19 protein-coding genes are annotated in these 24,720 nt (G+C 31.6%); 9 read left to right on the forward strand and 10 right to left on the reverse strand.

The genetic code is table 11. The annotated features are described in order from the left end of the window. Window positions 1-78 precede the first annotated feature (78 nt). From EQ921_RS12450 to EQ921_RS12460, 3 genes are all read left to right on the forward strand, one after another. Entirely contained in the window at window positions 79-1,500 is a 1,422-nt protein-coding gene (locus EQ921_RS12450; protein ID WP_128331878.1) for an L-serine ammonia-lyase, read from the forward strand. 75 nt (window positions 1,501-1,575) lie between these two features. Then, the gene (gene guaB / locus EQ921_RS12455) at window positions 1,576-3,036 is read left to right on the forward strand and encodes an IMP dehydrogenase (protein WP_128331879.1); all 1,461 of its coding nucleotides are present in this window, start codon (window positions 1,576-1,578) and stop codon (window positions 3,034-3,036) included. A 57-nt stretch (window positions 3,037-3,093) separates the two neighbouring features. Then, window positions 3,094-3,654: a hypothetical protein gene (locus EQ921_RS12460; protein ID WP_128331880.1), complete on the forward strand. Its 561-nt coding sequence runs from the start codon at window positions 3,094-3,096 to the stop codon at window positions 3,652-3,654. 444 nt (window positions 3,655-4,098) lie between these two features. Here the strand turns inward: EQ921_RS12460 and EQ921_RS12465 are convergent, their stop codons facing one another. After that, entirely contained in the window at window positions 4,099-5,283 is a 1,185-nt protein-coding gene (locus tag EQ921_RS12465; protein WP_255424491.1) for an MFS transporter, read from the reverse strand. Between the two features lie 133 nt (window positions 5,284-5,416). On the opposite strand from EQ921_RS12465, the gene EQ921_RS12470 reads away from it, so the two are divergent. Both EQ921_RS12470 and trmB read left to right on the forward strand, forming a co-directional pair. Next, window positions 5,417-6,337 (forward strand): 2-dehydropantoate 2-reductase, encoded by a 921-nt coding sequence (locus tag EQ921_RS12470; RefSeq protein ID WP_128331881.1) that lies wholly within the window; start codon window positions 5,417-5,419, stop codon window positions 6,335-6,337. Between the two features lie 87 nt (window positions 6,338-6,424). Further along, a complete protein-coding gene (trmB, locus tag EQ921_RS12475; protein ID WP_128331882.1) occupies window positions 6,425-7,099 on the forward strand; it encodes a tRNA (guanosine(46)-N7)-methyltransferase TrmB in 675 nt (224 codons plus the stop codon). A gap of 60 nt (window positions 7,100-7,159) precedes the next feature. Here trmB and EQ921_RS12480 read toward each other — a convergent pair whose 3' ends face one another. After that, complete coding sequence (locus tag EQ921_RS12480; RefSeq protein WP_128151944.1) at window positions 7,160-7,435, reverse strand: F0F1 ATP synthase subunit epsilon; 276 nt, start codon at window positions 7,433-7,435, stop codon at window positions 7,160-7,162. A gap of 27 nt (window positions 7,436-7,462) precedes the next feature. Further along, a complete protein-coding gene (gene atpD / locus EQ921_RS12485) occupies window positions 7,463-8,977 on the reverse strand; it encodes a F0F1 ATP synthase subunit beta (RefSeq protein WP_128151946.1) in 1,515 nt (504 codons plus the stop codon). A 126-nt stretch (window positions 8,978-9,103) separates the two neighbouring features. On the opposite strand from atpD, the gene EQ921_RS12490 reads away from it, so the two are divergent. Continuing rightward, window positions 9,104-10,033 carry a bifunctional riboflavin kinase/FAD synthetase gene (locus EQ921_RS12490; RefSeq protein WP_255424492.1) on the forward strand — a complete coding sequence of 310 codons (930 nt, stop codon included), beginning with the start codon at window positions 9,104-9,106 and terminating at the stop codon, window positions 10,031-10,033. Between the two features lie 426 nt (window positions 10,034-10,459). On the opposite strand, the gene EQ921_RS12495 is transcribed toward EQ921_RS12490, so the two are convergent. From EQ921_RS12495 to porU, 5 genes are all read right to left on the reverse strand, one after another. After that, on the reverse strand, window positions 10,460-11,134 hold the full coding sequence (locus tag EQ921_RS12495; RefSeq protein WP_128331883.1) for a GLPGLI family protein: 675 nt from the start codon (window positions 11,132-11,134) through the stop codon (window positions 10,460-10,462). Window positions 11,135-11,145: 11 nt separating this feature from the next. Next, window positions 11,146-11,712 carry a hypothetical protein gene (locus EQ921_RS12500; RefSeq protein ID WP_128331884.1) on the reverse strand — a complete coding sequence of 189 codons (567 nt, stop codon included), beginning with the start codon at window positions 11,710-11,712 and terminating at the stop codon, window positions 11,146-11,148. Further along, entirely contained in the window at window positions 11,690-12,703 is a 1,014-nt protein-coding gene (locus EQ921_RS12505; RefSeq protein ID WP_128331885.1) for a bifunctional oligoribonuclease/PAP phosphatase NrnA, read from the reverse strand. The genes EQ921_RS12500 and EQ921_RS12505 overlap by 23 nt, the downstream gene beginning before the upstream one ends. Window positions 12,704-12,783: 80 nt before the next feature. After that, window positions 12,784-13,941, reverse strand: a complete 1,158-nt coding sequence (porV, locus tag EQ921_RS12510; RefSeq protein WP_128151954.1) for a type IX secretion system outer membrane channel protein PorV — start codon at window positions 13,939-13,941, stop codon at window positions 12,784-12,786. Window positions 13,942-14,000: 59 nt separating this feature from the next. After that, window positions 14,001-17,888, reverse strand: a complete 3,888-nt coding sequence (porU, locus tag EQ921_RS12515) for a type IX secretion system sortase PorU (protein WP_128331886.1) — start codon at window positions 17,886-17,888, stop codon at window positions 14,001-14,003. A 172-nt stretch (window positions 17,889-18,060) separates the two neighbouring features. Between porU and gldJ the strand changes: the two genes are divergently transcribed. The 3 genes from gldJ (at window position 18,061) to EQ921_RS12530 (ending at window position 23,140) form a co-directional block, all read left to right on the forward strand. Then, window positions 18,061-19,716, forward strand: coding sequence for a gliding motility lipoprotein GldJ (gldJ, locus tag EQ921_RS12520; RefSeq protein ID WP_128153333.1), 1,656 nt, complete (start codon window positions 18,061-18,063; stop codon window positions 19,714-19,716). A 71-nt stretch (window positions 19,717-19,787) separates the two neighbouring features. Then, window positions 19,788-20,300 (forward strand): Smr/MutS family protein, encoded by a 513-nt coding sequence (locus EQ921_RS12525; RefSeq protein ID WP_128331887.1) that lies wholly within the window; start codon window positions 19,788-19,790, stop codon window positions 20,298-20,300. Between the two features lie 17 nt (window positions 20,301-20,317). After that, window positions 20,318-23,140: an aminopeptidase gene (locus EQ921_RS12530; RefSeq protein ID WP_128331888.1), complete on the forward strand. Its 2,823-nt coding sequence runs from the start codon at window positions 20,318-20,320 to the stop codon at window positions 23,138-23,140. On the opposite strand, the gene EQ921_RS12535 is transcribed toward EQ921_RS12530, so the two are convergent. Both EQ921_RS12535 and EQ921_RS12540 read right to left on the reverse strand, forming a co-directional pair. Further along, window positions 23,137-24,297, reverse strand: coding sequence for a cysteine desulfurase family protein (locus tag EQ921_RS12535; protein ID WP_128331889.1), 1,161 nt, complete (start codon window positions 24,295-24,297; stop codon window positions 23,137-23,139). The genes EQ921_RS12530 and EQ921_RS12535 overlap by 4 nt on opposite strands. A gap of 14 nt (window positions 24,298-24,311) precedes the next feature. Continuing rightward, window positions 24,312-24,695 (reverse strand): protease complex subunit PrcB family protein, encoded by a 384-nt coding sequence (locus EQ921_RS12540; protein ID WP_164875635.1) that lies wholly within the window; start codon window positions 24,693-24,695, stop codon window positions 24,312-24,314. Window positions 24,696-24,720 lie beyond the last annotated feature (25 nt).

Genomic DNA, 24,720 nt, shown 5'->3' on the forward strand with positions numbered 1-24,720 from the left:
TAAAACAAATGGAGTGATTGTAAAACAAAATTATTAGATTTGTTACTTAGGCTAGCATGATATGAAATAATAGAAGTTATGAAATCAATCAGTATTTTTGAAATTATAAAAATAGGGATTGGCCCTTCCAGTTCTCATACTATGGGACCATGGAATGCCGCTGAACTTTTTATTAAATTAATTGTAGATAAATATTCTTTAGATAACGTAAAAGAAATTTCTGTGGATTTATATGGCTCTCTTGCTAAAACAGGTATAGGACATGGTACTGACATAGCTGTGTTGATGGGGCTCAGTGGTCAAAACTTTAAAACTATTAATACACCAAGTATACCTGAACTTGTTGATTTAATTAAAAATGAAAAAAAAATTAACCTGGCAGGAAAAGTAAATATTGATTTTCTGTATAAAAGAGATATTCGTTTTCATTATAAGGAATTGTTGCCATTTCACCCTAATGGAATGACATTTCATGTAACTTTTAATAATCAAGAAAAAATTGAAAAGAGTTATTACTCAGTTGGAGGAGGCTTTATCTCTACAGAAGATGAAAATACTATCGAAGAGCATGCAATAAAAACTCCGTATCCGTGCCATTGTGCAAAGGATATTATTAAAAATTGTAATAAACTTAGTCTGAGATTAAGCGAGTTGGTACTCTGGAATGAACAAGCATGGAACCCTTTAGAGCAAATTGTGAGTAATGCACTTGAAATTTGGAGAAACATTAAAGAATGTATTTATGAGGGTGTGAACAAAGAAGGTATTTTACCTGGAGGTTTAAAGGTGAAAAGAAGAGCCTTTGATTTGAATAATAAACTATTGGATGGAAAAGATTACTCAAATATTGACGAATGGATGAGGTTAGTGAAATCTTCAGGAACAAACTTTACTAAGATAAATAAATGGATCAGTTGTTTTGCTTTGGCAGTAAATGAAGAAAATGCTTCGTTCGGAAGAATTATAACGGCTCCAACCAATGGAGCGTCAGGAGTTATACCTGCCGTATTGTTGTATGCACACTTATTTACCAGAAGAAGAACGGAAAAACATATAATTGATTTTTTACTAACAGCAGGTGAAATAGGAACGCTGTTTAAAAAAAATGCCACCATTTCTGCTGCTATGGGTGGTTGCCAGGCAGAAATAGGAGTTTCTTCAGCAATGGCTGCTGCAGGGCTTACTGAGATCATGGGAGGAAGTCCCGAACAGGTTTTAATGGCTGCAGAAATAGCAATGGAGCATCATTTAGGGCTTACCTGTGATCCTATCGGTGGGCTGGTGCAGATTCCCTGTATTGAACGCAATGCAATGGGAGCCATAAAAGCTATTACAGCATCCAATATAGCAATGGAAAGCAATCCTGAAAATGCAAGGGTTAGTTTGGATGAAGTTATACAAAGTATGTGGCAGACAGCTTTAGATATGAATTCTAAATATAAAGAAACTTCAGAAGGAGGTTTAGCAGTTAGTATACCGGTTACCATTGCCGAATGCTAAACTAAACGATATTAATTTCTATGAAATTTTTCATATTAATAAAAAAAACAGTAAATTTGCTCGGCAAAAGCATATATGTCACTTAAAAGCAAAATTGTAGAGGAGGCCATTACTTTTGACGATGTACTTCTCGTTCCTTCTTACTCAGAAGTTCTACCTTCTCAGGTTTCTCTGGAAACACAACTCACTCAAAAAATTAAACTAAGTATTCCTATTGTTTCTGCCGCAATGGATACCGTATCTGAATCTGTTTTGGCTATTGCTTTAGCAAGAGAAGGAGGTATTGGTTTTATACATAAAAATATGACAATCGAGCAGCAGGCTGCAGAGGTTAATAAAGTTAAAAGGTCTGAAAATGGTATGATATCCAATCCTGTTACATTAAGCAGGAACCATACATTGCAGGATGCTTTAAACCTGATGCAGGAATATCATATTTCCGGATTACCTGTTATAGAGAATGATAATACCCTTGTAGGAATAATTACGAACAGGGATATCAAATATCAGTCAAATTTGGATAGAAAAGTTGAAGACATAATGACAAAAGAAAATATAATTACGTCTTCAAGAGATACTTCATTAGAACAGGCAAAAGAAATTCTATTGGATAATAGAATTGAAAAATTACCTATTATTGATAAAAATAATAAATTAATAGGTTTAATAACCATCAAAGATATAGATAATTTATTAGAATATCCAACCGCATGTAAAGATACAGACGGACGTTTACGAGTAGGAGCAGGAGTAGGGGTAGGCAATGACACGTTAGGTAGAGTAGCTGCTTTAGTAAAAGCAGGTGTTGATATAGTTGCAGTAGATTCAGCTCATGGGCATTCTATAAATGTTTTAAATAAAATAAAAGAAATAAGAAGTTCTTTCCCGGAACTTGACATTGTAGGAGGAAATATTGTGACTGCCGAAGCAGCGAAAGATTTGATCGATGCTGGTGCAAATGCACTAAAAGTGGGAGTAGGTCCGGGTTCTATCTGTACAACCAGAGTCGTGGCAGGAGTAGGAGTACCTCAATTATCTGCAATATATAATGTTTTTGAATATGCTACCAGTAAAAACATTCCCGTAATAGCTGATGGTGGAATTAAATTATCAGGAGATATTGTTAAAGCTATAGCTAGCGGAGCTTCTTGTGTTATGCTAGGATCTCTTTTTGCAGGAACTGAAGAAGCTCCGGGAGAAGAAATCATATTTCAGGGAAGAAAGTTCAAAAGCTATCAGGGAATGGGATCTTTATCAGCTATGAAGAGAGGTAGTAAAGACAGGTATTTTCAATCTGAAGCTAAAAAATTAGTCCCTGAAGGGATAGAAGGAAGAGTGCCATACAAAGGAAAATTATCAGATGTTGTCTATCAATTATGTGGAGGTATTCGTGCCGGAATGGGATATTGCGGCACCAACAACATAACAGCTTTGCAAAGAGATAGTAAGATGGTTAAAATTTCCTCAGCAGGTCTTAAAGAAAGCCATCCTCATGATGTAATTATTACTCAGGAAGCACCAAACTATTCAAATTAATATTTGCTTATTAAATTTTTTTGTCAAATCTTTGCAGCCTTAAATATTAACAAACATATGAAAAAATTATTTTTGTCAATTGCTTTAGCATTAGGAGCAACGTTTACACTTTCAGCACAGGAAGGTTTACGTGCAGGTGTACATTTGGGATTACCAGTAGGAGATGCAGCTGATATCTCTTCATTTAACTTAGGTTTAGATGTAGCTTATTTCTTCTGGAAACCTATTGATAAGTTAGAAGTTGGGGTTGCTACAGGGTATACTCATTACATTGGTAAAGATAAAACTACCACAGTAACTATTCCTTCTCCTTTTCCAACATTAATTCCTGATCAAACTATTACAACTAAAGTAGGTGTTGGGGATTTCGGATTTATCCCTGTAGCGGTAGCTGGTGAATATGCTTTAGGAAAACAATTTGTAGTAGGTACTGACTTAGGTGTAGCTATTTCAACAAAAAAAGGAATTGATACGGGCTTTTATTTTCAGCCAAAAGTAGGTTGGAATATCAGTGATTTCCAGGTTCAAGGATTTGTTAAAGGAATTTCTTCTAAAGTAAGAGGAACTTCTAATTCAACATTTGTTACCTTAGGAATTGGTGGGCAATACAAGTTTTAAGTTCAGCTTAAGATAATGAATATTAAAAGAGCCGTTTATCATAACGGCTCTTTTTTTGTAGTTAATTGAAATTAGTATTACATAAAAAGTTTTTAATTTTTTATGATACATGTAAAAAAATACAGAAGTATAAATAGTAATACATTAATTCTTAATATATAATTTATAAAAAAATGAAGTTTATCTGTTTTTAGATTAATTTATATTAAGTTGGTAGGGTTTGTATGATTTGTTATATTTGTTTCTGAATTTAAAAGTTTAAGTCGAGTCATTCAACATATAATATATACATAATAGAAACATTATTTTTTACATTTCTCATTTATGAGGACTAAAAATTAAGCGCTCTTTAAAATACTGATTATAATATAATATATATTTCCTATTAATGTTTCACTTTATGTGTTTAAGGAATTTTAATTATTTACATAATTAAAATTCCTTTTATTTTTTTAAAGAAGTCCAGTGGCACACAAGCATTAAAAGTGTTATTCCTCCCCCGGTGTATACTACACCGTTCCAATTAAAATACTGAAAAGCATGAGCTGAAATATAAGTTCCTAAAGCACCGCCAATAAAATAAGAAGTCATATAAATAGTATTTACCCTATTGGCAACATTAGGATTACCTGAAAATATTATTGATTGATTAGTTATATGTGCAGCCTGCACTCCTATATCTATAAATATAACTCCTAAAATTAGTCCCCAGAAAGAATATCCGCTAAAGTAAAAAATTACCCAAGATGCAAGAATTAATAAAATAGAATTAGTTAAAAAATTATTTTTATTACTTTTTGCAATGATCTTACCCATAAAAGCTGCTGTAATAGCTCCACAGGCTCCAACAAGGCCAAATTTGCCCGCAATATTGCTGGCCATATGTTCATCTAAATGAAAATTAGCTTGTAGATGAAAAACTAACGGAGTCCAAAAGGCACTTAAAGCTGCAAAGCTTAATCCTCCTCTTAAAGCAGCAAGCCGCAGCGAAGAATTAGTTTTAAAAAGTTGAATAAGTGATAACATTAATTCTTTATAAGTTCCGTTAAATCGGGGATAAACTTCAGGTAATTTAAAATAAATAAGAACAAACAAAATAATCATAATCACTGTAGCTATATAGTACATTTCTCTCCAGCCAAAAAAATCTCCGACATAACCGCTTAACACTCTTGAACCTAATATACCTACTAACAAACCGCTCATTACGATTCCCACAGCTTTGGGCTTTTCTTCTGGTGTAGCCAGAGTTGCTGCCATAGGAATGAATAGCTGAGGAATAACTGAAGTAAAACCTATAATAAAGCTGATAGGAAGCAACAATTTAACTGATTTGCTTAGAGACATGGCTATTAATGCCATAATAATAAAAATGAAATCAATAAGAATCATTCTTTTTCTTTTGAACATATCGCCAAGTGGGATAAAGAAAAATAAACCACATGCATATCCTATTTGGGTAAACATAGGAATACCACTAATTTCAGATTCACTAACCTGAAAATCTTCAGCCATTAAACCTAGTAAAGGCTGATTATAGTAATTGTTGGCAACGATTAAACCCGAACTTATAGCCATTAGCCATAATACGCCCGATGTTAGTTTGGGCTGTGATAAAGATGAATTCAAATTTTCTATATTTAGAATTTCAAAATTATTAAATATTTACGAATTTTAATTCTTATACAATTAGTAATGCAGTTTAAATTAAAAACTTTACTATACTAAGAATTTATACCTTTGTGTATATAAAATAAAGTTTATGGAATTAACTTATGGAGTTATCGGAACAGGAGCAATAGGAGGATTTTATGGAGGAATTTTATCAGATACTGGTAAAAATGTAAATTTCCTGATAAACAGTGATTATGATTTTGTAAAGCAAAATGGATTATATATAGACTCAGCTGTTTTCGGTAAAATAAAATGCAAAGGGAATTATTACGATACGGTTGAAAAAATGCCTAAATGTGATATACTTTTAGTTGGTTTGAAAACAAATAAAAACTACCTTTTGCAAAAATTATTACCTTCTGTACTTAAAAATGATAGTTTGGTTATACTAATACAAAATGGTCTTGGAGCAGAGCAGGATTTGGAGAAGGTATTTCCTGATATTAAAATAGCTGGAGGTGTAGCTCAGATATTATCCCATAAAAGTTCACCGGGAATAATAAGACATCAGCAATTAGGCAATTTAAGTCTCGGATCATTTAACGATAAAGATGATAGTAAATTAGAGCAGGTGATTAAAGATTTTAATGAAACATCTAAGATTATATGTACAAAGAAAAATTTGAATTACAGTCGATGGAATAAACTTCTTTGGAATATTCCTTTTAATGGCCTGTCAGTAATTTTGAATGCTCAAACAGATAAATTAATAAATAACAAAAGCATGCTCAATCTGATTGAGGAAATAATGGGAGAGGTAGTTTCCGGCGCAAAAGCATGTGGAGTAGAAATTTCTGAAAAATTAATTAAGGAACAAATTGAAATTACAAAAAAAATGCCCTCATATTCTCCAAGTATGAAATTAGATTTTGATAATCATAGAAAAATGGAAATTCATTATATGTATGAAAAGCCGATAAAAATGGCACTTGAAAAAGGGTATTATATGTCTAAGGTAGATATGATTGCTAAATTATTGCATTTTGCAGAAGATGAATATTCATGTTAGTAATTTTAATTTAAACACTGTTAAAATCTAATAATCATTTATTAGGAGTAAATTAATTACTATTTTTGCATTCGCATTCATAAAATCATGGGAAAAGATAAATTAAGAAAATTTGCAGAAAATAAAACTTTTGCTAATGTAATTCAGCCAACAAGAGAAGAAGTAATCAATGGGTTTTCATTAAAAGGAAAATGGAAAAAAGAATTTTTCAAAAATGATCATCCGATAGTATTAGAATTAGGATGTGGGAAAGGAGAATATTCAGTAGGTTTAGCTCAGCATTTTCCTGAAAAAAATTTTCTGGGTTTGGATATTAAAGGAGCCAGATTTTGGAGAGGAGCAAAAACTGCAGAGCAGTTAGGGCTGTCCAATGTAGGTTTTCTTCGTACTCAAATAGAACTTATTGATTACATTTTTTCAGCGGAAGAAGTGGATGAAATTTGGATTACTTTTCCTGATCCTCAAATAAAATATAAAAGAGCAAAACATCGGTTAATGCATCCTGTATTTTTAGATAAATACAAAAAAATAATGACATCTGAAGGAAGTGTACATTTAAAAACAGATAGTGAGTTTTTACATGGATATGCAAATGGTCTTTTACAAGGATTAGGATATAAAATTTTATCTTCACATCATGATATTTACGGGGCACCGGAATATAATTTACCTTCTTATGTAAGAGATATAAAGACACATTATGAAAAGCTTTTTTTAAATGAAGATAAAAGAATTACTTATCTTAATTTTAAAATACATTGATAAAATAAAAAACGGTTTAATTTTTACATTAAACCGTTTTTTTATAATTGTTAGTAGAATTTAGTCGCAAAGGATAATACCTTTATTATTATTAAATTCTAATAATCCGCCTTTTATATTATGAGTTTTAAATTTACCCTCATCAGATAATTTTTGTTCATTAATTGTTACTGATGAAATTACAGAGTCTAACTTAATTTTACCTTCAATAAGGGTAGAAACAATAGCTGAGTGATTTTCCAGCATTTGAAATTCTCCTTTAGAACCGGGAAGTATTATAGACTTAACTTCACCATCAAAAATTATTTCTTCCGGGGTTAATATTTGTATTTTCATGGTTATATATCAGATAAGTTTATAAAATTAGTTTTTTAACTCAGCTAACATTTTTTCACCATGTTCAATAACTTCTTCAATTGTTCCCTTGAGGTTGAAAGCTGCTTCCGGATACTGATCCAACTCACCGTTAAGAATCATATTAAATCCTTTGATGGTGTCTTTAATATCAACTAACGAGCCCGGAGTACCTGTAAACTGTTCAGCAACATGGAAAGGTTGGGAAAGGAATCTCTGAACTCTTCTTGCTCTGTGAACAACCAGTTTATCTTCCTCACTTAATTCCTCCATACCCAATATGGCTATAATATCTTGTAAAGCTTTATATCTTTGTAGAATTTCTTTTACGTTTTGAGCACATTGATAATGTTCATTTCCTAATACTTCAGGAGTAAGTATTCGCGAAGTTGACTGTAATGGATCAACTGCAGGATATATACCTAAAGAAGCAATTTTTCTATCTAATACCGTAGTTGCATCCAAATATGCAAAAGTTGTTGCCGGAGCCGGGTCAGTCAGGTCATCTGCAGGAACGTATACTGCCTGTACGGAAGTAATGGAACCATTTTTAGTAGAAGTAATTCTTTCCTGAAGTGCACCCATCTCACTGGCTAACGTAGGTTGGTATCCTACGGCTGATGGCATACGGCCTAAAAGTGCAGACACTTCAGAACCAGCCTGAGTAAATCTAAATATATTATCGATAAAGAAAAGAACATCACGTCCTTTACCTTCTCCTAAACCATCACGGTAATATTCTGCTAAGGTTAGTCCGGATAAAGCAACTCTTGCACGAGCTCCCGGAGGTTCATTCATTTGCCCGAATACGAAAGCAACTTTGGAAGTTTTCAATGCTTCATGATCTACTTTAGAAAGATCCCATCCACCTTCTTCCATAGATTTCATAAATTCATCACCGTAAGAAATGATTTTAGACTCAAGCATTTCTCTAAGAAGGTCATTTCCTTCACGAGTTCTTTCTCCCACTCCTGCAAAAACGGAAAGTCCTCCGTGACCTTTTGCTATATTATTAATCAATTCCTGAATTAATACTGTTTTACCAACACCAGCACCTCCAAATAAACCGATTTTACCTCCTTTAGAATATGGCTCAACCAGGTCAATTACTTTAATACCAGTATAAAGTACCTCAGCGGAAGTAGATAAATCTTCGAATCTTGGAGCTGATCTATGTATAGGCAATTCGTTGGTTTTAGGAACCTCTCCGATTCCGTCGATTGCTTTTCCGATCACATTAAATAACCGACCGTTAACTTCTTCTCCAATCGGAACTGTAATAGGTTTTTCAGTGGTTATAACAGTTTGACCACGAAATAGACCATCAGTTGCATCCATAGCTATACAACGAACTATATCTTGTCCAATATGCTGTTCTACTTCAAGAACCAAAGGGGGTTCTCCGTTTTCTCTTAGTACTTCTAAAGCGTCATAAATGTTAGGCAGTTGTGCCACTTCATCAAAAACAACATCTATAACTGGTCCTATAACCTGAGATATTTTACCTTTTTTTTCAGTTGCCATATAATTTAAAATTCAAATAACTATACTTTTTCTTGTGATCATGCAAATATAATATTTTATTCGTATCTATTTGAAAAAAATACAAAATTTATCATCTTTGCATTTAATTATATCTTATAAAAATACGTGAAAATTCAGAGAGAAAAATATAGTCTGCCCCAGGATAAGAAAATCATTTTTACATTAGGTATGTTTGATGGGGTTCACTTAGGGCACAGGTTTATTTTAAATTATTTAGACGAAATTGCAAAAAAAGAAGATGGAGAAACGGCAATCATGACCTTTAACCCTCATCCAAGGTTCGTATTACAACCAGATACCGATTTTCGTTTACTTACTACATTACAGGAAAAAATTAATTTATTAAGTGAATTGTCAATTCAACATTTATTTATACAGGAATTTTCTAAAGAATTCAGCAGGCTTTCATCCCTGGAATTTGTACGGGATATTTTAGTTGCTAAACTTAATATACATTCTTTGGTAGTAGGATATGATCATCAGTTTGGAAGAAATAGAGATGGTAATTTTGAGCAATTACAAACTTTTTCTGAAATGTTTGAATTTAAATTGTATCAGCTTCCTCCAATCAGTGAAAACGAAATGGTTATCAGTTCTACTAAAATAAGAAATAAAATTTTAGAAGGCGACATATCTACAGCTAATTCATGGCTGGGTTATAAATTTATTATGACGGGAAAAGTGGTGGAAGGTAATAAATTAGGTAGGCAATTAGGGTTTCCAACAGCTAATATAGATATAGACGCTCAAAAAATATGTCCTAAAAACGGGGTTTATTTTGTGAAAGTTTCTTTAAAGAATAAATTTTATCACGGAATGATGAATATTGGAATGAGACCGACTGTAAACGGATTGAAGAAACAAATTGAAGTTAATATATTAGATTTTGATCAGGATATTTACGGAGAACAGCTAGAAATTCATTTTTATGATAGAGAAAGAGATGAGCAAAAATTCTCATCAATCGAGGATTTGAAAAAGCAGCTTTACACCGACAGAGAAAATACGAGAGATTATTTTAGAGAAATCAGTTAATATAAAAAATATTTGTACAAAAATTTTTTGATATTACTAAAGAATATGTAATTATGATTAAAATTATAATGTATAAATAATATATTTCAATCTCAAAAAATCCTACATGAGTATTTTATTAGAGAGACTAAAAATTAATAGCTCATGTAGAAAATTTGTTTTAAATATAAAAATATTACCCTTAGTATACTAACTAAGACCAACAATAATAATAATTTAGTGTAACCAAGCCATTTGCTTCTAATTAATATTAAAAATAAAGCTTTATTTTATATTATAATTGAGGTTTTCCGTACTAATTTATTTTTTAATATGCCTAACTTTAAAGGTGTTGTTTAAGCTAATAAAATAAATTTATAGCTAGTAATTATTTTGTTGAATAATTAAAGATAAATTGTTTATTTATTTAGATTGCGACAGGGTTTTTTAATTTTCAGAAGAAATCTTTAAGCCTTCACGTTTGTTCATATCTTCCATCATTTTTTCCATATTCTCATCTGTCCATCGATCGTATTGTTCTTTGCTTAGAGTTTTAAAACTATTTACAGGTTCTTTTAATGATGTGTTGTTTTTGAGGATCTTTATTTCAGTTAGTTCAAATTTTTTATCAGGTAATAGTAACTCAACTATCAAGCCCGGTAATCCGGTATAATTTTCAGGGCCATCTAAAACCGGTATGGATTTATCAACACAAGCATGGACTGTTTGAACTTTATTCCACATATCCTTAATTTGGGTATGATAAAGAGAACATTTCATTTGGTTAATTTGTTTGCTCTGATTTAAATTTATCCAATTTAAGCTCGCTAAATCCTCTTTAATGTTTATACCCTCACCAAAAAAAGAAGTTTGAGTTATTTTTATATTTTGGTCGAAATTTTTAAATACGATTCTGGGTATTTCTGCTTTTGCAGGATTATTTTCAAGTTGTTCATAAACAGATTTGTTATCGGAAAAAATTAAAACTGAAAAATTTTCTAATTGTTTATTTTTTTCCTGATCAGTAATATTTAATTGGGAAATTTTATAAACAGCTTTATACGTTTGACTAAAAATAAAACTACTGGTAAAAATTATTATGTTTAAAAAAAAATATTTCATTATCTGAAATCTTATTTAGTAGAATTAAAATTGTTTGAATTTTCTACTTTATTAATCTGTAATTCTACTAATAAAGGAACATTGGAACCTATTTTATTTTCGTCGCCATATAATCCGTATGCGGAAAAAGAAGGAATTAAAATTTCAGCTTTATCACCCTGACTCAATAAAAATAAAGCACTTTCAATACCCCTGATTTCTTTAAACTTACCCACTATACCTTCTTTTTTACCAATATCTGCAAAAGAATAAATAATTTCATTAGCAATGGTTTTTATTTCCGCAGTGTATGACACATAATCTTTGTTTTTAATCTTAGGAAGACTGTTGGTTTTAATATATCTAATCCATATTCCTGAAGAAGTAGGTATAAAGATTTGATTAAGAGAATCTTTTTGTTTTTCAATCCAATGTGTTAGAAATTTCCGTTCGCTTTCTTCCCTGGACTTTGAATATTCACGAGAATCTTTTAAATAGTCAGAAGTAGTCTGGCTTACCGGACGAAAAACTTCTTTTTTTTGACACCCGATTAAACAAAGCAGGACTAAAATTAAATTAAATGTTTGAAATATTTTCACTTTCTAAAATATCTTTAAATTTTATAATAGTTTCAGTTATTGACATATCACTTCTGCCACCGGCAGCATTAATATGACCACCGCCATTAAAGTATTTTCTTGCAAATTGGTTTACATCAAAATTTCCTTTAGACCGAAAAGAAATTTTAATAAAGTTATTCTGCATATCTTCCATGAAAAATGCTACAAATTTGATACCGATAATAGAAAGTCCGTAGTTAACAAAGCCTTCAGTATCTCCTTTTTGATATCCAAACGACTTTAGTTGTTCTCTTGTCAATGAAAGTATAGCCGTGTTTTGTTCAGGTAAAATTTCAATGGAGTCAAGAACAGTACCTAAAAGTTTAATTCTTTCCGGTGTATTGCTATCTAACACATTAGATGCTACTATATCAGGATAGACGCCTGCTTCAATAAGATTTGAAATTATCTTATGTGTTTCAGCAGTTGTATTCCTGAACCTGAAACTTCCTGTATCTGTTAGTATTCCGGTATATAGGCAGTACGCAATGTCTTCATTAATTAATGAAGTTTTACCCAGACTTTCGATAAACTTATAAATCATCTGGCAGGTTGCCGGCTGTGAGGTGTCGGAATAAACATAGTCAAACGGATCGGGTTCCTGATGATGATCTATCAATATCTTTACGGCCTTGGAAGAACGTAGTTTTTGATCGAGCTGATTAATTCTTGAAGCGGTGTTAAAGTCAAGACAAAAAATAATTTCTGCATTATTAAACGCAATTTCCGTGAACTTCGTTCTGTAATCTGCTATAACTATATTTTTAGCTTCAGGTAACCATTTTAGGAATTTAGGAAATTCATTGGGAACGATAATTGTTGATTCTATACCCAAAGCCTGTAAGAAATGATACAATCCCAGAGAGGAACCTATAGCATCTCCATCCGGATTCTGATGGGAAAGTATGAGTATATTTTTTTTTGTTGTCAGTAATTGTTTTATTTCAATTAACTCCTGGGATGAGAACATATAAAAAAGTTTTAGTAAAAATAGAAAAAATCACTCATTGAAGAGTGATTTTAATTTTGAATTATGAAAAAATTAGATTTTTAATAGTAATCAGAATTGGATGTTTCTCCTCCAAAATCCCATGTGAGTCCAAATCTGAGTGTATTATCTAACGCGTTATTAATTTTAGATGTGGTTATCAAATACGAAAAGTCAATTCCAAATGATTGATATTTAAGTCCTGCACCTAAAGTAACGTATTGTCTGGCTCCTCTATCCGGATTTTCATGAAAATATCCGGCTCTGAAAGCAAAAGCATTGTTGAAAACATATTCTCCGGAAACGCTATAAGTAATTTCTTTACCAGCATCTTTATTTCCAAAAGAGCTAAACATACCTGAGATAAAACTCTTATCAGGAACCTGATAAGTTGAGCTACCGTCTTCGTTTGTTATTTTTTCAGGCCCGGGAACCAATAATTTTGTAGCCTCAAGGGTTAATCCGACTTTATTTTCTTCATCAATAAAAAGATCATAACCTACCCCTAAACGTAAGTTCGTAGGTAAATAACTTGAATTTTGACTATTATCTGAGTAATCCAGTTTAGGACCCATGTTAAATATTCCCCATCCAGCTCTCCATCTGCCTTCAAAATCGTTGAATGAATCAGACTTTTCAGATTGAAAATATCCGGTAACATCTACAGCAAAAGTATTAGCAGCTTTTGTTTGCGCAGAAGAGTTATCCACGTTGTTAAATAAATCAGAGCGAATATATCTTGCAGTTACAGCCATAGAGTAAACATCGGCAAGTTTTAAACCATAGGATACGTCAATGGCAAATTCATTAGGTTTAGAAATTCCTTTTCCAACAATATCGTTACCCATCAATTCATTTAATTGAATTTCTCCCATATTAAAATAGTAGACACTGGCAGCTAGAGTACTTCTTTCTTCTTCACCTAAAAAAGTATAAAAAGTACCATTCAATAAGAAAACATCATTTGTCAGTTTATTCATATATGGAGTATAAGAAACTCCGACTCCGGAATAACTTGTGCCAAAAACATATTTAGAAGGGTTCCAGTACTGAGAAAAAGCATCGGGTGAAGTAGCAACCCCCTGATCACCTAAACCACCGGAACGTGCATCTGGAGAAATCCTCAAAAAAGGAGCTCCTGTTACAATAGCTTGATATCTATTCTGAGCATTATAAAAGACAGAGCTTAGTAATCCCAGAAATAAAAAATATTTTTTCATTTAAAAAAATTTGTATTAGTAATAGTTTATAATATAATTGAATAATGCAAAATTAAATTTTATTTCAAAATAACCAATTTTTCTACTTGAGAAACTGATCCTTTACACATGTCAGATGTTCCTTTGACTTTGACCCGATAAATATATACACCTTTACCTATTTTGTCGCCAAAATCATCTAAACCGTTCCATTCTAATCCATATTTATCAGTTCGATAACCTTCATGGAAAGGTTCTGATGTAACCGTTTGATTTATGGTTTTAACCAGTTTTCCGGAAACTGTAAAAATCTGAACCTGAACTTCCAGAATATCCGGGCAATTGTGTTCGAAATGGAAGAATGTTTTAGTTGTAAAAGGATTGGGCCAGTTCAATAATCTTTTTATGATTAAACCCTGTTCACCATTTTCCATTACTATAAAGTCTAACGACGCAGTTGAAGAATTATTGTTTATATCCCAAACTTTAAATTTAATTGTATGATTTCCTGGTTCTAAATCATATAATCTATACCACACTTTCCCCTTTTGAAAATCCTTTAAATCTGGATTCAGGCAGGGAGATATTTCTCCACCTGTATAAAATTCATTTAGTATTATTGTATTATTTACATTATTATCCAAAATCCCCGTTATATCGTGACCAACGCCTAGTCCCGTTGAATTTATTCCAGAGTCATCGGTTACACAAGCTAATAGATAAGGAGATCTGTCTGTAATTCCACCGTTGGCGAAATTAAGGTTGTTCATATGTAATCTTATTTTTGGACCTTCATTATCGTTAATTCCTTCAGGATTTATATCTCCTACTTTGATGTCATTTTTAAAATTAAATGCGTCAATCGAAGAATTATCCGCATATAAGATTAATTTGCCGTTTCCTACTTCGTAATTTATATCTTTTGGTATATAGAATTCAATTTTAAATATTCCGTTTTTAACTTGTGATCCTCCTCTATAAATGGCATTGATTTGTTCTTTATATTGCATTGGAGGATTTAAATAACTATAGTTAAAGTTATTCAGTGTCTTTTTGTCAACAGGTTTATCAAATAATGTAGTTTGTATATTTCCTGAAAATGATGTATCAATAGCACCGCTTTCATTAAGAACTTCTCCCTCGAGAGTAATAAAATCCAATGCTCTTAAAGTTCCGGAAAAAGAATCGGCTTCAATACCATTTATTTTTGTTAATTTAATTTCTCTCTTTGGTTTAGCAAGCGATTGTGCAGGATCTCCTAAAAAAGCTACTTTACGATTATCTCCATCAAGAACTTCTGCTTTTGAAAGTCTTAAAGCTTCAGCCATGGATATGTAATTTTTACCTGAATCGTCTTTGGATAAAATATTTTTCATAATTACCGGGTTCATATTGATACCGTAGTCAATATATATAGCCCGGTTTGTAGTAATTAAAGATCCGGCTCCTCCATTTTCTTTTAAATATAACATATCTCCTATAGAATTAATTCCGGGGTTATCCCAGACGGAAATATCGCAGGATACAGTAATAAACAACGGAAGTCTGGAATAATCATTTGTGAAATTTGATAAATTGAAAAGATCATCTTTAGCAAGAAGGCGATATTGAGAAATAGAAGAGGGGCCTCCATGTCCGAAATAGTTGATAATTAAGTTTCCGTTATTTAAGGCATTTTTAATAGCTTCGGTTACTTGTGGAAATCTAGCACCTCCGGAAGTATAATCAGCTGTAAAAGCATCAATATATAATTTTCTTAATGTAAATTCGGTATGTTCTGCTTCAAAAATATTTTTAGAAATACTATTTTCAATGGTCTCGTGAAAATTATAACTGGAACGGTCAATATCAACAATGAGAGAGGTTTTCAATCTCCAGTCTCCAAAAGGGGTTCCCTGAGGAGCATTTCCATTATCGTATTTAATCGCTTTATCAATACATAAAGTTGCTTCAGAAACGTTTTTGGCTATCATTCTTCCAATAGCAATATCCAGTTGATTGGCAGATAGGTTAGCATCTTCACCAACCATGATGGCTTCATTATCATCAAGAATACTTATAAAATCATCTGAAGCAAACGAGAATTCCAGATTTCGGCTATTGTAACTTTGATAAGTGGGAATCAGATTATAACCTGTTTTTGTTTTATTTTTGAAATCATAAGATGCTGAGCCTAATAAAAGTGCATATTTAAGCTTACCGTCATCTTTATTATATAAATAACGTAAAAAATCTCGTATTCCGGCTAAGTCCTGTCCTCCCGAACTAAATTCATTATATATCTGATTAACTGTTACTACATCAACCTGAAGATTGTTCCTCGTTTTATGGAAAGTTTTTAAACGATTGGCCTGAGTAATAAATTCCGGGACTGTTATTATGATGTAATCGGAATCTGATAGGGAATGAAGTGCCTGATTAGGCATTCTTCCTACAGTTTCAGGAGTGTAGGCATGATCCGGATTGAATGCGATAAATTCGTTTTTAAAAGTAGCAGAGGAAAATTGATAAGAATACTTGTTTCCTTCTTGCGATTTTTCGAGTTTTCTGGCATTTACATAATCAGAAACATCCCATACTTCAAAAGTATTTCCGGAACTGAAATTAAAACCATAGATATTTCCGTTTTCAATATTGTCAAGAGTTCTGAAATTCATCTGGCTGCCGTTGAACTGTAATTTTTGTTTATAAATAACTTCAAAGTAATCAGGATACAACTGAGCGGAAGGATTTAAAGAATTATCAAAATTGAGTGTGAACTTTAAAAGATTATTAGTGGGTTCTAACGTTTGACTTACATTTCTTAAGGAAAAGTCCAATTCATTACTGGCAGGAGTTAAGGTAGTTGAATAAACCTGAGAATCATTATACAAAATATTCACCTTGCCATTTGTGCCATTTCTGGATACCCAGTAAAATCTCCAATTGATTGTACTTTGAGCTAATGCATGCACAGGAAAATTCAGTTCCAGATTATTGCGTACTCCTAAATTTTCGCCCAGCCACATTTTGCCGACTTCATTTAGGTTTAGAGCATCTTCTTCATAAAATTGATAATCGTCATATTCTGTATATTGTGTGGAATTAGGAGTTTGATAAGAAGTTGATGAGATTCTTTTCCCCTGGGTCTGATTAATATTTATGAAATAATATGCATAATCTTCATATATATTTTTTTTATGCTTTATATTCTTTCCATTAGAACGATCCCAATAGTCAGGTCCTTGCGCATAAAAAAGAATATAATCATCATTGTTAAATACTCCGTCTTCTTCTCCAGCTACAAAAATGGCGTTTTCCTGGATGTTATCATATCTGAAGCTTGAAGTGGGTTCCGGAAGCATTTTACCACCATTCCCGAAAATTCTGATTGTTTTAGGATTTACGGAATTTACATTTATACCCAACGATTGTAAAAAATTCCGGTTAATTTTAAAAATTCCGGTTTTGTTTACTTTAATTTTAAACCAATCACCATTTTCAAAAATACTCTCAGTGCTCCCTGTTATTTTATAGTTAGTGCTTGATGTTGATAGACGTGTTGCTTTAGAGATAGTAAAGCTTTTTAACTGATAAATGGTATTCCCTGTTTTTTTAAATGTTCTAATAGATACCGAAAGTACTCGTTTTGAACGTGCTGAATTAAAGCCTGCTGCAAACTCATCATTATTAGGGAGCGAAGATATAGGCATATCCCCCAATTCAGAAAGGTTCACAGGAACCCATTGCAAATCAGTAAGAGTAATTTCACCAACATAATTTGTAGATTCAGAATAATTTAAAGTGGGTATTCCTCCCTCTAAGGAATAGTGATGATTGGAAAAGTAGGGGAACTTGCTTGATTTATTTTCTGTATCGTACGCCTCTTTAAGTCCTTCCCATTGTAAATAAATGGTTTGCGCTTTTAAAAACATACTGCAAAAAAACACTAGAATAAATATGGAGAGAAAATGTTTGTATTTTTTCATAAGAATTATTCAAATAAACGGAAAAATAATAAAAAAATTTTAATACCTGATACAATATTTTTCTTTTTGTTTGCGTTTAAGGCTACATAATAATCTATATTAGAACATAAAAATTTTTAATTTCACAATAATATATTATTTTTGCATGTTTAAAATAATGAAAATAAATACAATGAAAATAGGGAAATTCATTTTATTATTAGCAATTGTATCTTCCGTTTCTCTTACTATGGTAAGTTGTGGAGGCGGTGGAGGAAGGACCAAGCCGGGTGGTGGTACCAAAAATAGTACAAGTCTAACCGGATGGAAAGCTAATGATAGAAACGGTTGGTTTTTCAGCAACAAAAAGAAGAATGAAAAAGGATGGACAGGAATGGTTTTTGTTGAAGGAGGAACTTTCACTATGGGACTTGTTAAAGATGACGTAATGCACGATTGGAATAATACTCCTACACGTATGCAGGTACGATCCTTTTTTATAGGCGAAACGGAGATTACTAATTATGAATACCGAATGTATGTTACCTGGTTGAAATATGTATATTCTCCAACCGAGCAGAATTATAAAGATATATACTTTGGAGCACTTCCAGATACATTGGTCTGGAAAAACAAGTTGTCAAGAAATGATGTGTATTCGGAAGATTATTTCAGAGCACCTCAGTTTGATAATTATCCTGTTGTAGGAGTTAGCTGGCTACAGGCACAAAGATACTGTGACTGGCTTACCGACCGTGCAAACGAAAGAGAACTGATGAATAAGGGTATTATTTCCAAAGATTTCTATAATGATGCTTCCAACAACGTCGGATCTAATTCATTTAATGTAGAAAAATATAAATATAATGACCCAGGTTTAGAAGGAATTATTAATGAAGATAAAGTTGCTAAACAAAACGGTATTACAAGTAAAAATGAACGGGTAATTGCTGTAAATAAAAGTGCACAGGGTAATTTAGTTCAAAAGTTCAGACTACCTACCGAAGCTGAATGGGAATATGCTGCGCTTGCAGAAGCTGACAACCGACAGTACAATTTGGTTGAAGGTAAAGATGTTATGATTAACAAAATGCGTGGTAAAAAAGGAAGAAACAGAGGTCAGTTCCTAGATAATTTCAAATACGGACAAGGAGACTATTCCGGTATTGGTGGTTGGGGTAATGATGGAAATGCGATTACTTCAGATGTAAGGGCTTATCCTTCAAATCCTTTCGGAATCTACGGAATGTACGGGAATGTCGCTGAGTGGACACAGGATGTATACAGACCTCTTATTGATACAGATTACAATGATTTTAACTATTATAGAGGAAATGTTTATCAGCAATTTATAAACGAAGAAGGTAGTGCCGGAAGATTTAAAAAGGTAGAAGATGATAATATTCAATACGATACCTTATCTGATGGAAGAAGAATATATAAAAGTTTATCCGGTAAATTTGAAACGGAGGTTGTTGATGACTCAAGAAATTTCAGAGACGGAGATTTACAATCATCTTTAGAAGCAGGAGATGGAAGAGTAGATTCAACAGGTTCATACAATTTTTATAACTCTCCTATAAGAAACTGGACAGTAGATAAAAAAGGAAGAGTTGTACTTGAAAAAGACTCTAAAATGAGAACATCGCAAATCAGCAATGATTTAAGAGTTATTAAAGGAGGTTCTTGGAATGACACTGCATATTGGTTAGATCCGGGACAAAGAAGATATATGTTGGAAAATGAATCAGCTGTATGGGTAGGATTCAGAGTAGCTCAGGATCATAAAGGTAAAGAATCATCTTCATCTAAGACGAAAAGAGGAACCAATAATAAAATTCCTAAATAAATAAATTTTAAATAAAATTATAAATAAAAAGGCTATCCTGACAGATAGCCTTTTTTAGTAAGGACTCTGACATGTTCAAATCTGGAGATAAAGTTAAGGTGGTAGACGAAGAAGGTGTATTTGTTATTAAGCAATTACACAAAGGAACAGCTGTCCTGGAAGATCAGTATGGATTTGAAACGGAATATAGTTTGAGTAAAATATTGCCTTATATATCAGTAGATGAAACAGTAATAGATGTTGAAATTCGTTTAGCTAAAAATAAAACGGATAAAGCTAAAAATAAATTAGTCAACAGTAAAGAAGAATGTAGAGAAATAGATCTACATATTGGTCATTTAATGGATTCTATAAAAAATGTTCAACCTCATCAAATGCTTCAAAAACAACTAAATACTGCAAAATATGAAATTGATAGAGCAAGAAAAGATCAGCTCAAAAAATTAATTCTTATTCATGGAAAGGGAAAAGGAGTTTTAAAAGAAGAAATTTATAAAATGCTTAAAACTATGGATAGAATTGAATTTTTTGAAGCAGATATTATGAAGTATCGTTTTGGAGCCGTTGAAATCAGATTTTATTAATCAGAATAATTATAAAAATGAAAAAGATTTTATTTTTTCTGTTTGTACCTATATTATGCTTTGCACAGAAGGATTATAGTTCTATACAGGCAAGTTTAGATACTATTTCCAATAGTTTAGGTGTAAATCAGAAAATCATTTTTATTAATAATACAGGTACTATTTTAAATTCAATATACCTTCATGCAGTAGCTAATTCATATTCCGGAAATAACACAGTTTTAGGAAAAAGAAAACTGGAAGACAGAAATAAATCACTGTATTTTTCTAAATTTAAGGACAGAGGAAAAATAAACGATTTACAAATAAATTTTGCAGAAAAACCAGCCCCTTTTATTCTTCGTGATTTGGAATTTTACGAAATATACCTTTTGGAGCCTTTGTTACCTAATGATTCTGTACAATTAGATCTAAAATATACAATTAAAATTCCAAGTGATAAAATATCAGGATATGGATATTCTCCAGAAAATAATTATTTATTAAAATATTTTTTTCTCCAACCTTTGGATTTTGTTAAAGGTAAACCTCTCTTAGAAGCATATACTGACACTGAGTTTAATCCTTACAGAAATACAAAATATGAAGTTTCTATTTTATTTCCCGAGGGATTCACTATAAACTCTGACTTAATTAAGATATCAGATAATCACTTAGCTGGAGAAAATAATACGGCTATTACCCTATTCATTTCCAAAATACCTCCGGTTTCATTCAACTTTGAGATTAAGGGGAAAAAAACTGAAGTTGTTCTAGGGTATAAAGTAGAGGAAAAATTATATTCAATATATAAAAAGAATATAGAAAGAGAACTTAATTTTTTAAATGACAAACTGGGAGAATTACCTTCAAAAATATTCATATCTTCAAAAGTTAAAAAAAATCAAAATTTTATAGGAATCGATGATGTTGATTTATTTGGAATAAAAGAATGGGCTTTGTTTTCGGATGAAATTAAAAGTGATTTAAAATTGTTTCAGCAAATAGCTTACGAAGTAATAAATTCTAAAATAAATGTAGATAAAAATTTAAATCATTGGATACCTAATGGGCTACTTACCTATTATCAACTTCAATATTTAAAAACATATTATAATGACACTAAATTATTAGGAGATTTACCTGATAAGTTTAAAATATTTAGCATAAAACCATTAAAATATTTTTTTATTTCTAAAGTACCATTAACTGACAGGTATAAGTTAGGTTATCGATACATAGCTACTCAAAATTATGATCAGCCTATCAATGAAAAATACCTTGAACTTAGTAACATAAATCAGTTTATCATTAGTGGCTTTAAGACAGGGCTAAGTTTTAATTTTTTATCTGAGTATTTAAATGATGATAATTTTCAAAGTTCAGTAAGACAATTAATAGATGAAAAAATCGGACAAAAGTGGCAACCTGAAGATTTAAGGAATACGTTAGAAAAGAATTCAGGAGTAGATTTAAACTGGTTTTTTCAAAATTATATTAATACAAATGACAGGATAAATTTCAAAATCTTAAAATTTCATTCCAAGAATGAAGATAGTATTGATATAAAAATTAAAAATAAAACAGCATTGCCTGTGCCTATTTTAATTAGTGGAGAAAAAAAAGGAGAAGTTGTGAATCAGAAATGGATTTTTTCTACCCAAAAAGATTCATTATATACTTTTCCTAAAGGAAATTACAATCAGTTATCTATAAACAGGAACTATTTATTCCCCGAAATTAATGACAATGATAATATTTTGAATACGGAAGGAGTTTTCAAAAACCGAAAACGGATACAAATGAAATTCTATGCTGATGTTGATAACCCTAATTATAATCAAATATTTTACGAGCCGAAACTTAAATGGAATGATTATGACAAATTTATAATTGGATTACGTTTTTACAATCGCTCTCCTTTTTCCAGACCTTTTGAGTATTCAATTGCTCCTACCTATTCAACAGGAACCAATAGCTTAACAGGGAGCGCTGTATTTAATTATAATTATGACATGGAAAAAGGTTTGTTCCGTAGAATTGCACTAAGTTCGGGATATAATTATTATCATTACGATAAAAATTTATCATATAAAAAATATTCTGCAGGTTTAGGACTGATATTTAAAAAAAGGCCCCGTTCTGAAATTAATCAGGTAATAGGTTTATCTTTTAATAGTGTTGATAGAGAAAGAAATCCCAATAAATTTACAAATTCTAACGATTATTCACAATATAATTTACTAGATATTTCGTATACTTATTCAGATAAAAAAGTAATAAATGAATGGTCTGGTAAATTAGATTTTCAACATTCGAATTTATTTAATAAAGTTAGTTCAGAGATTTATTACCGTCATGAATATGCACCCAATAAAAAAATAACTCTAAGATTTTTCGGAGGATATTTTTTAAATAACAAATCCAATTCAACTTATTTTGATTTTGGTATTGACCATATAACAGATTATAGTTTTAATTATGTTGACTATTTGGGAAGGTCAGCTACCAATGGTTTGTTATATCAGCAATATATTATGGCTGAAGGAGGATTTAAATCAATGGTCGATAAATCTGCCAGTAAATGGATAACAGCTATAAACGGTGAAATACATCTATGGAAACCTTTTGATTTATATGCTGATGTAGGTGTATATCAAGGGATGGGAAAATCCAATCGTTTTATATATGATACAGGTGTTAAATTAAAAATTATACCTGATTTTCTTGAGTTATATTTCCCAATACAATCAACATTAGGATTTGAACCTGGTAAAGATAAATATTTATCTCATATCAGATTTACATTTAACCTTAACTTACAGGCAGCTATAAGCCATTTTAGAAGAGGTTGGTATTAAGAAGTAACCGTTGATTTTTCGTATATATCTACTAAAACAGCTATTAATTCATCAATTTCTTCTTTCGTGTTGTAATGACTGAAAGAAATTCTTAATGTGGTTGTATCCTTTAAGTCTTCCAAAGAATATAACTGAAGCATAGTATTGGACGGTTTGGCTGCTCCTGAGGCACAGGCACTGCCTTGAGAGACCGCTATACCTTTCATGTCAAGTTGAAATCCGACCATAGTATTCGGAAATGGTAATAAAACACTAATTAAAGTATATATGCTTTTGTCCATGACATTGCTGTAACCGTTGAATTTAACACCGGGTATTTTTTTTGATAGGGACTCCAGAGTATATACTTTTAGATCTTCAATAATTTTTCTTCTCTCATCAAGTTCATTAAGTGCTAGTTCTAAAGATTTTCCAAGACCGATAATACCATAGATATTCTCTGTTCCTGCACGCATATTTCTTTCCTGAGCACCACCTGTAGTTATTCCCTTTAAATGAGAGGCTTTTCTTATAAAAGCAAAACCAGCACCTTTAGGACCGTGAAATTTATGCGCACTGCAAGAGGCAAAATCGATAGGTATTTCAGAAAAATTTAACGGATAATGTCCAACAGTTTGTACAGTATCAGAATGAAATAAAGCATTGTTATTTTTGCATAAAACAGCTACTTCTTTTAAGTCAATTAAATTACCTACTTCATTATTTGCATGCATTATGGAAACTAAAGTCGGTACAGAGTCTTGTAAAAGTTCTTCCAAAAAGTCTAAATCTAAATCACCTTGAGCATTTTTTACAGGAATAAATAGTATTTCCAATTCCGGGTGTTTTTCTTTAATATCACGAACTGTTTCTGTAACACACTTGTGTTCTAGAGGAGAAGTTATGATTCTTTTAATACCCAAATTTTCAACACATGAACGTATAATAAGATTATTGGATTCTGTTCCGCAGGATGTAAAAATAATTTCACCTGAAGATACTCCTAAACTTCTGGCTATAAATTTTCGTACTGATTCAATTTTGGATTTACCTTCCTGCCCAAAGCTGTGAATGGATGATGGGTTTCCAAAATCATCTTTGAGAGATTCTGTCATAGCATCAATTACACGATGATCTATAATAGTTGAGGCGGCACTATCCAAATATATCTTTTTCATCTGATTAAGTCTTATTACTGTTTTAAAATAAGCAACTCAGTGCTTAGTGTTTTATTAATTTCTATGACCATATAAGGAAGGGCAATGGCCATAGTACTTATAGTAGGTCCATTAAAACTTTTAGAATGCAAAGTTACTACAATTTTACCCTCTTTAGGTTCTACTTTTTTAAGTTGAAAATCTAGTCCTCCGCTATTCTGCTTACCGAAGGTGATAAAAATATAACTTTTATCAGGATTAAATTCAGGATATTCAATAGGGTATTGATTTTGTTTTAATCGCGTAAATAGAGCGTCATATTTGCTTTTATCACTGATTACAGTTTCTGAATATTCAGAAATATCTCCATAATCTCCGGAATCAATTATTGTGTATTCAAATTTAGGTTCCGAGTTCATATTATTGGATTTACAGTTACTTACA

The sequence above is a fragment of the Apibacter sp. HY039 genome, assembly GCF_004023655.1.
Lineage (GTDB): Bacteria > Bacteroidota > Bacteroidia > Flavobacteriales > Weeksellaceae > Apibacter > Apibacter raozihei.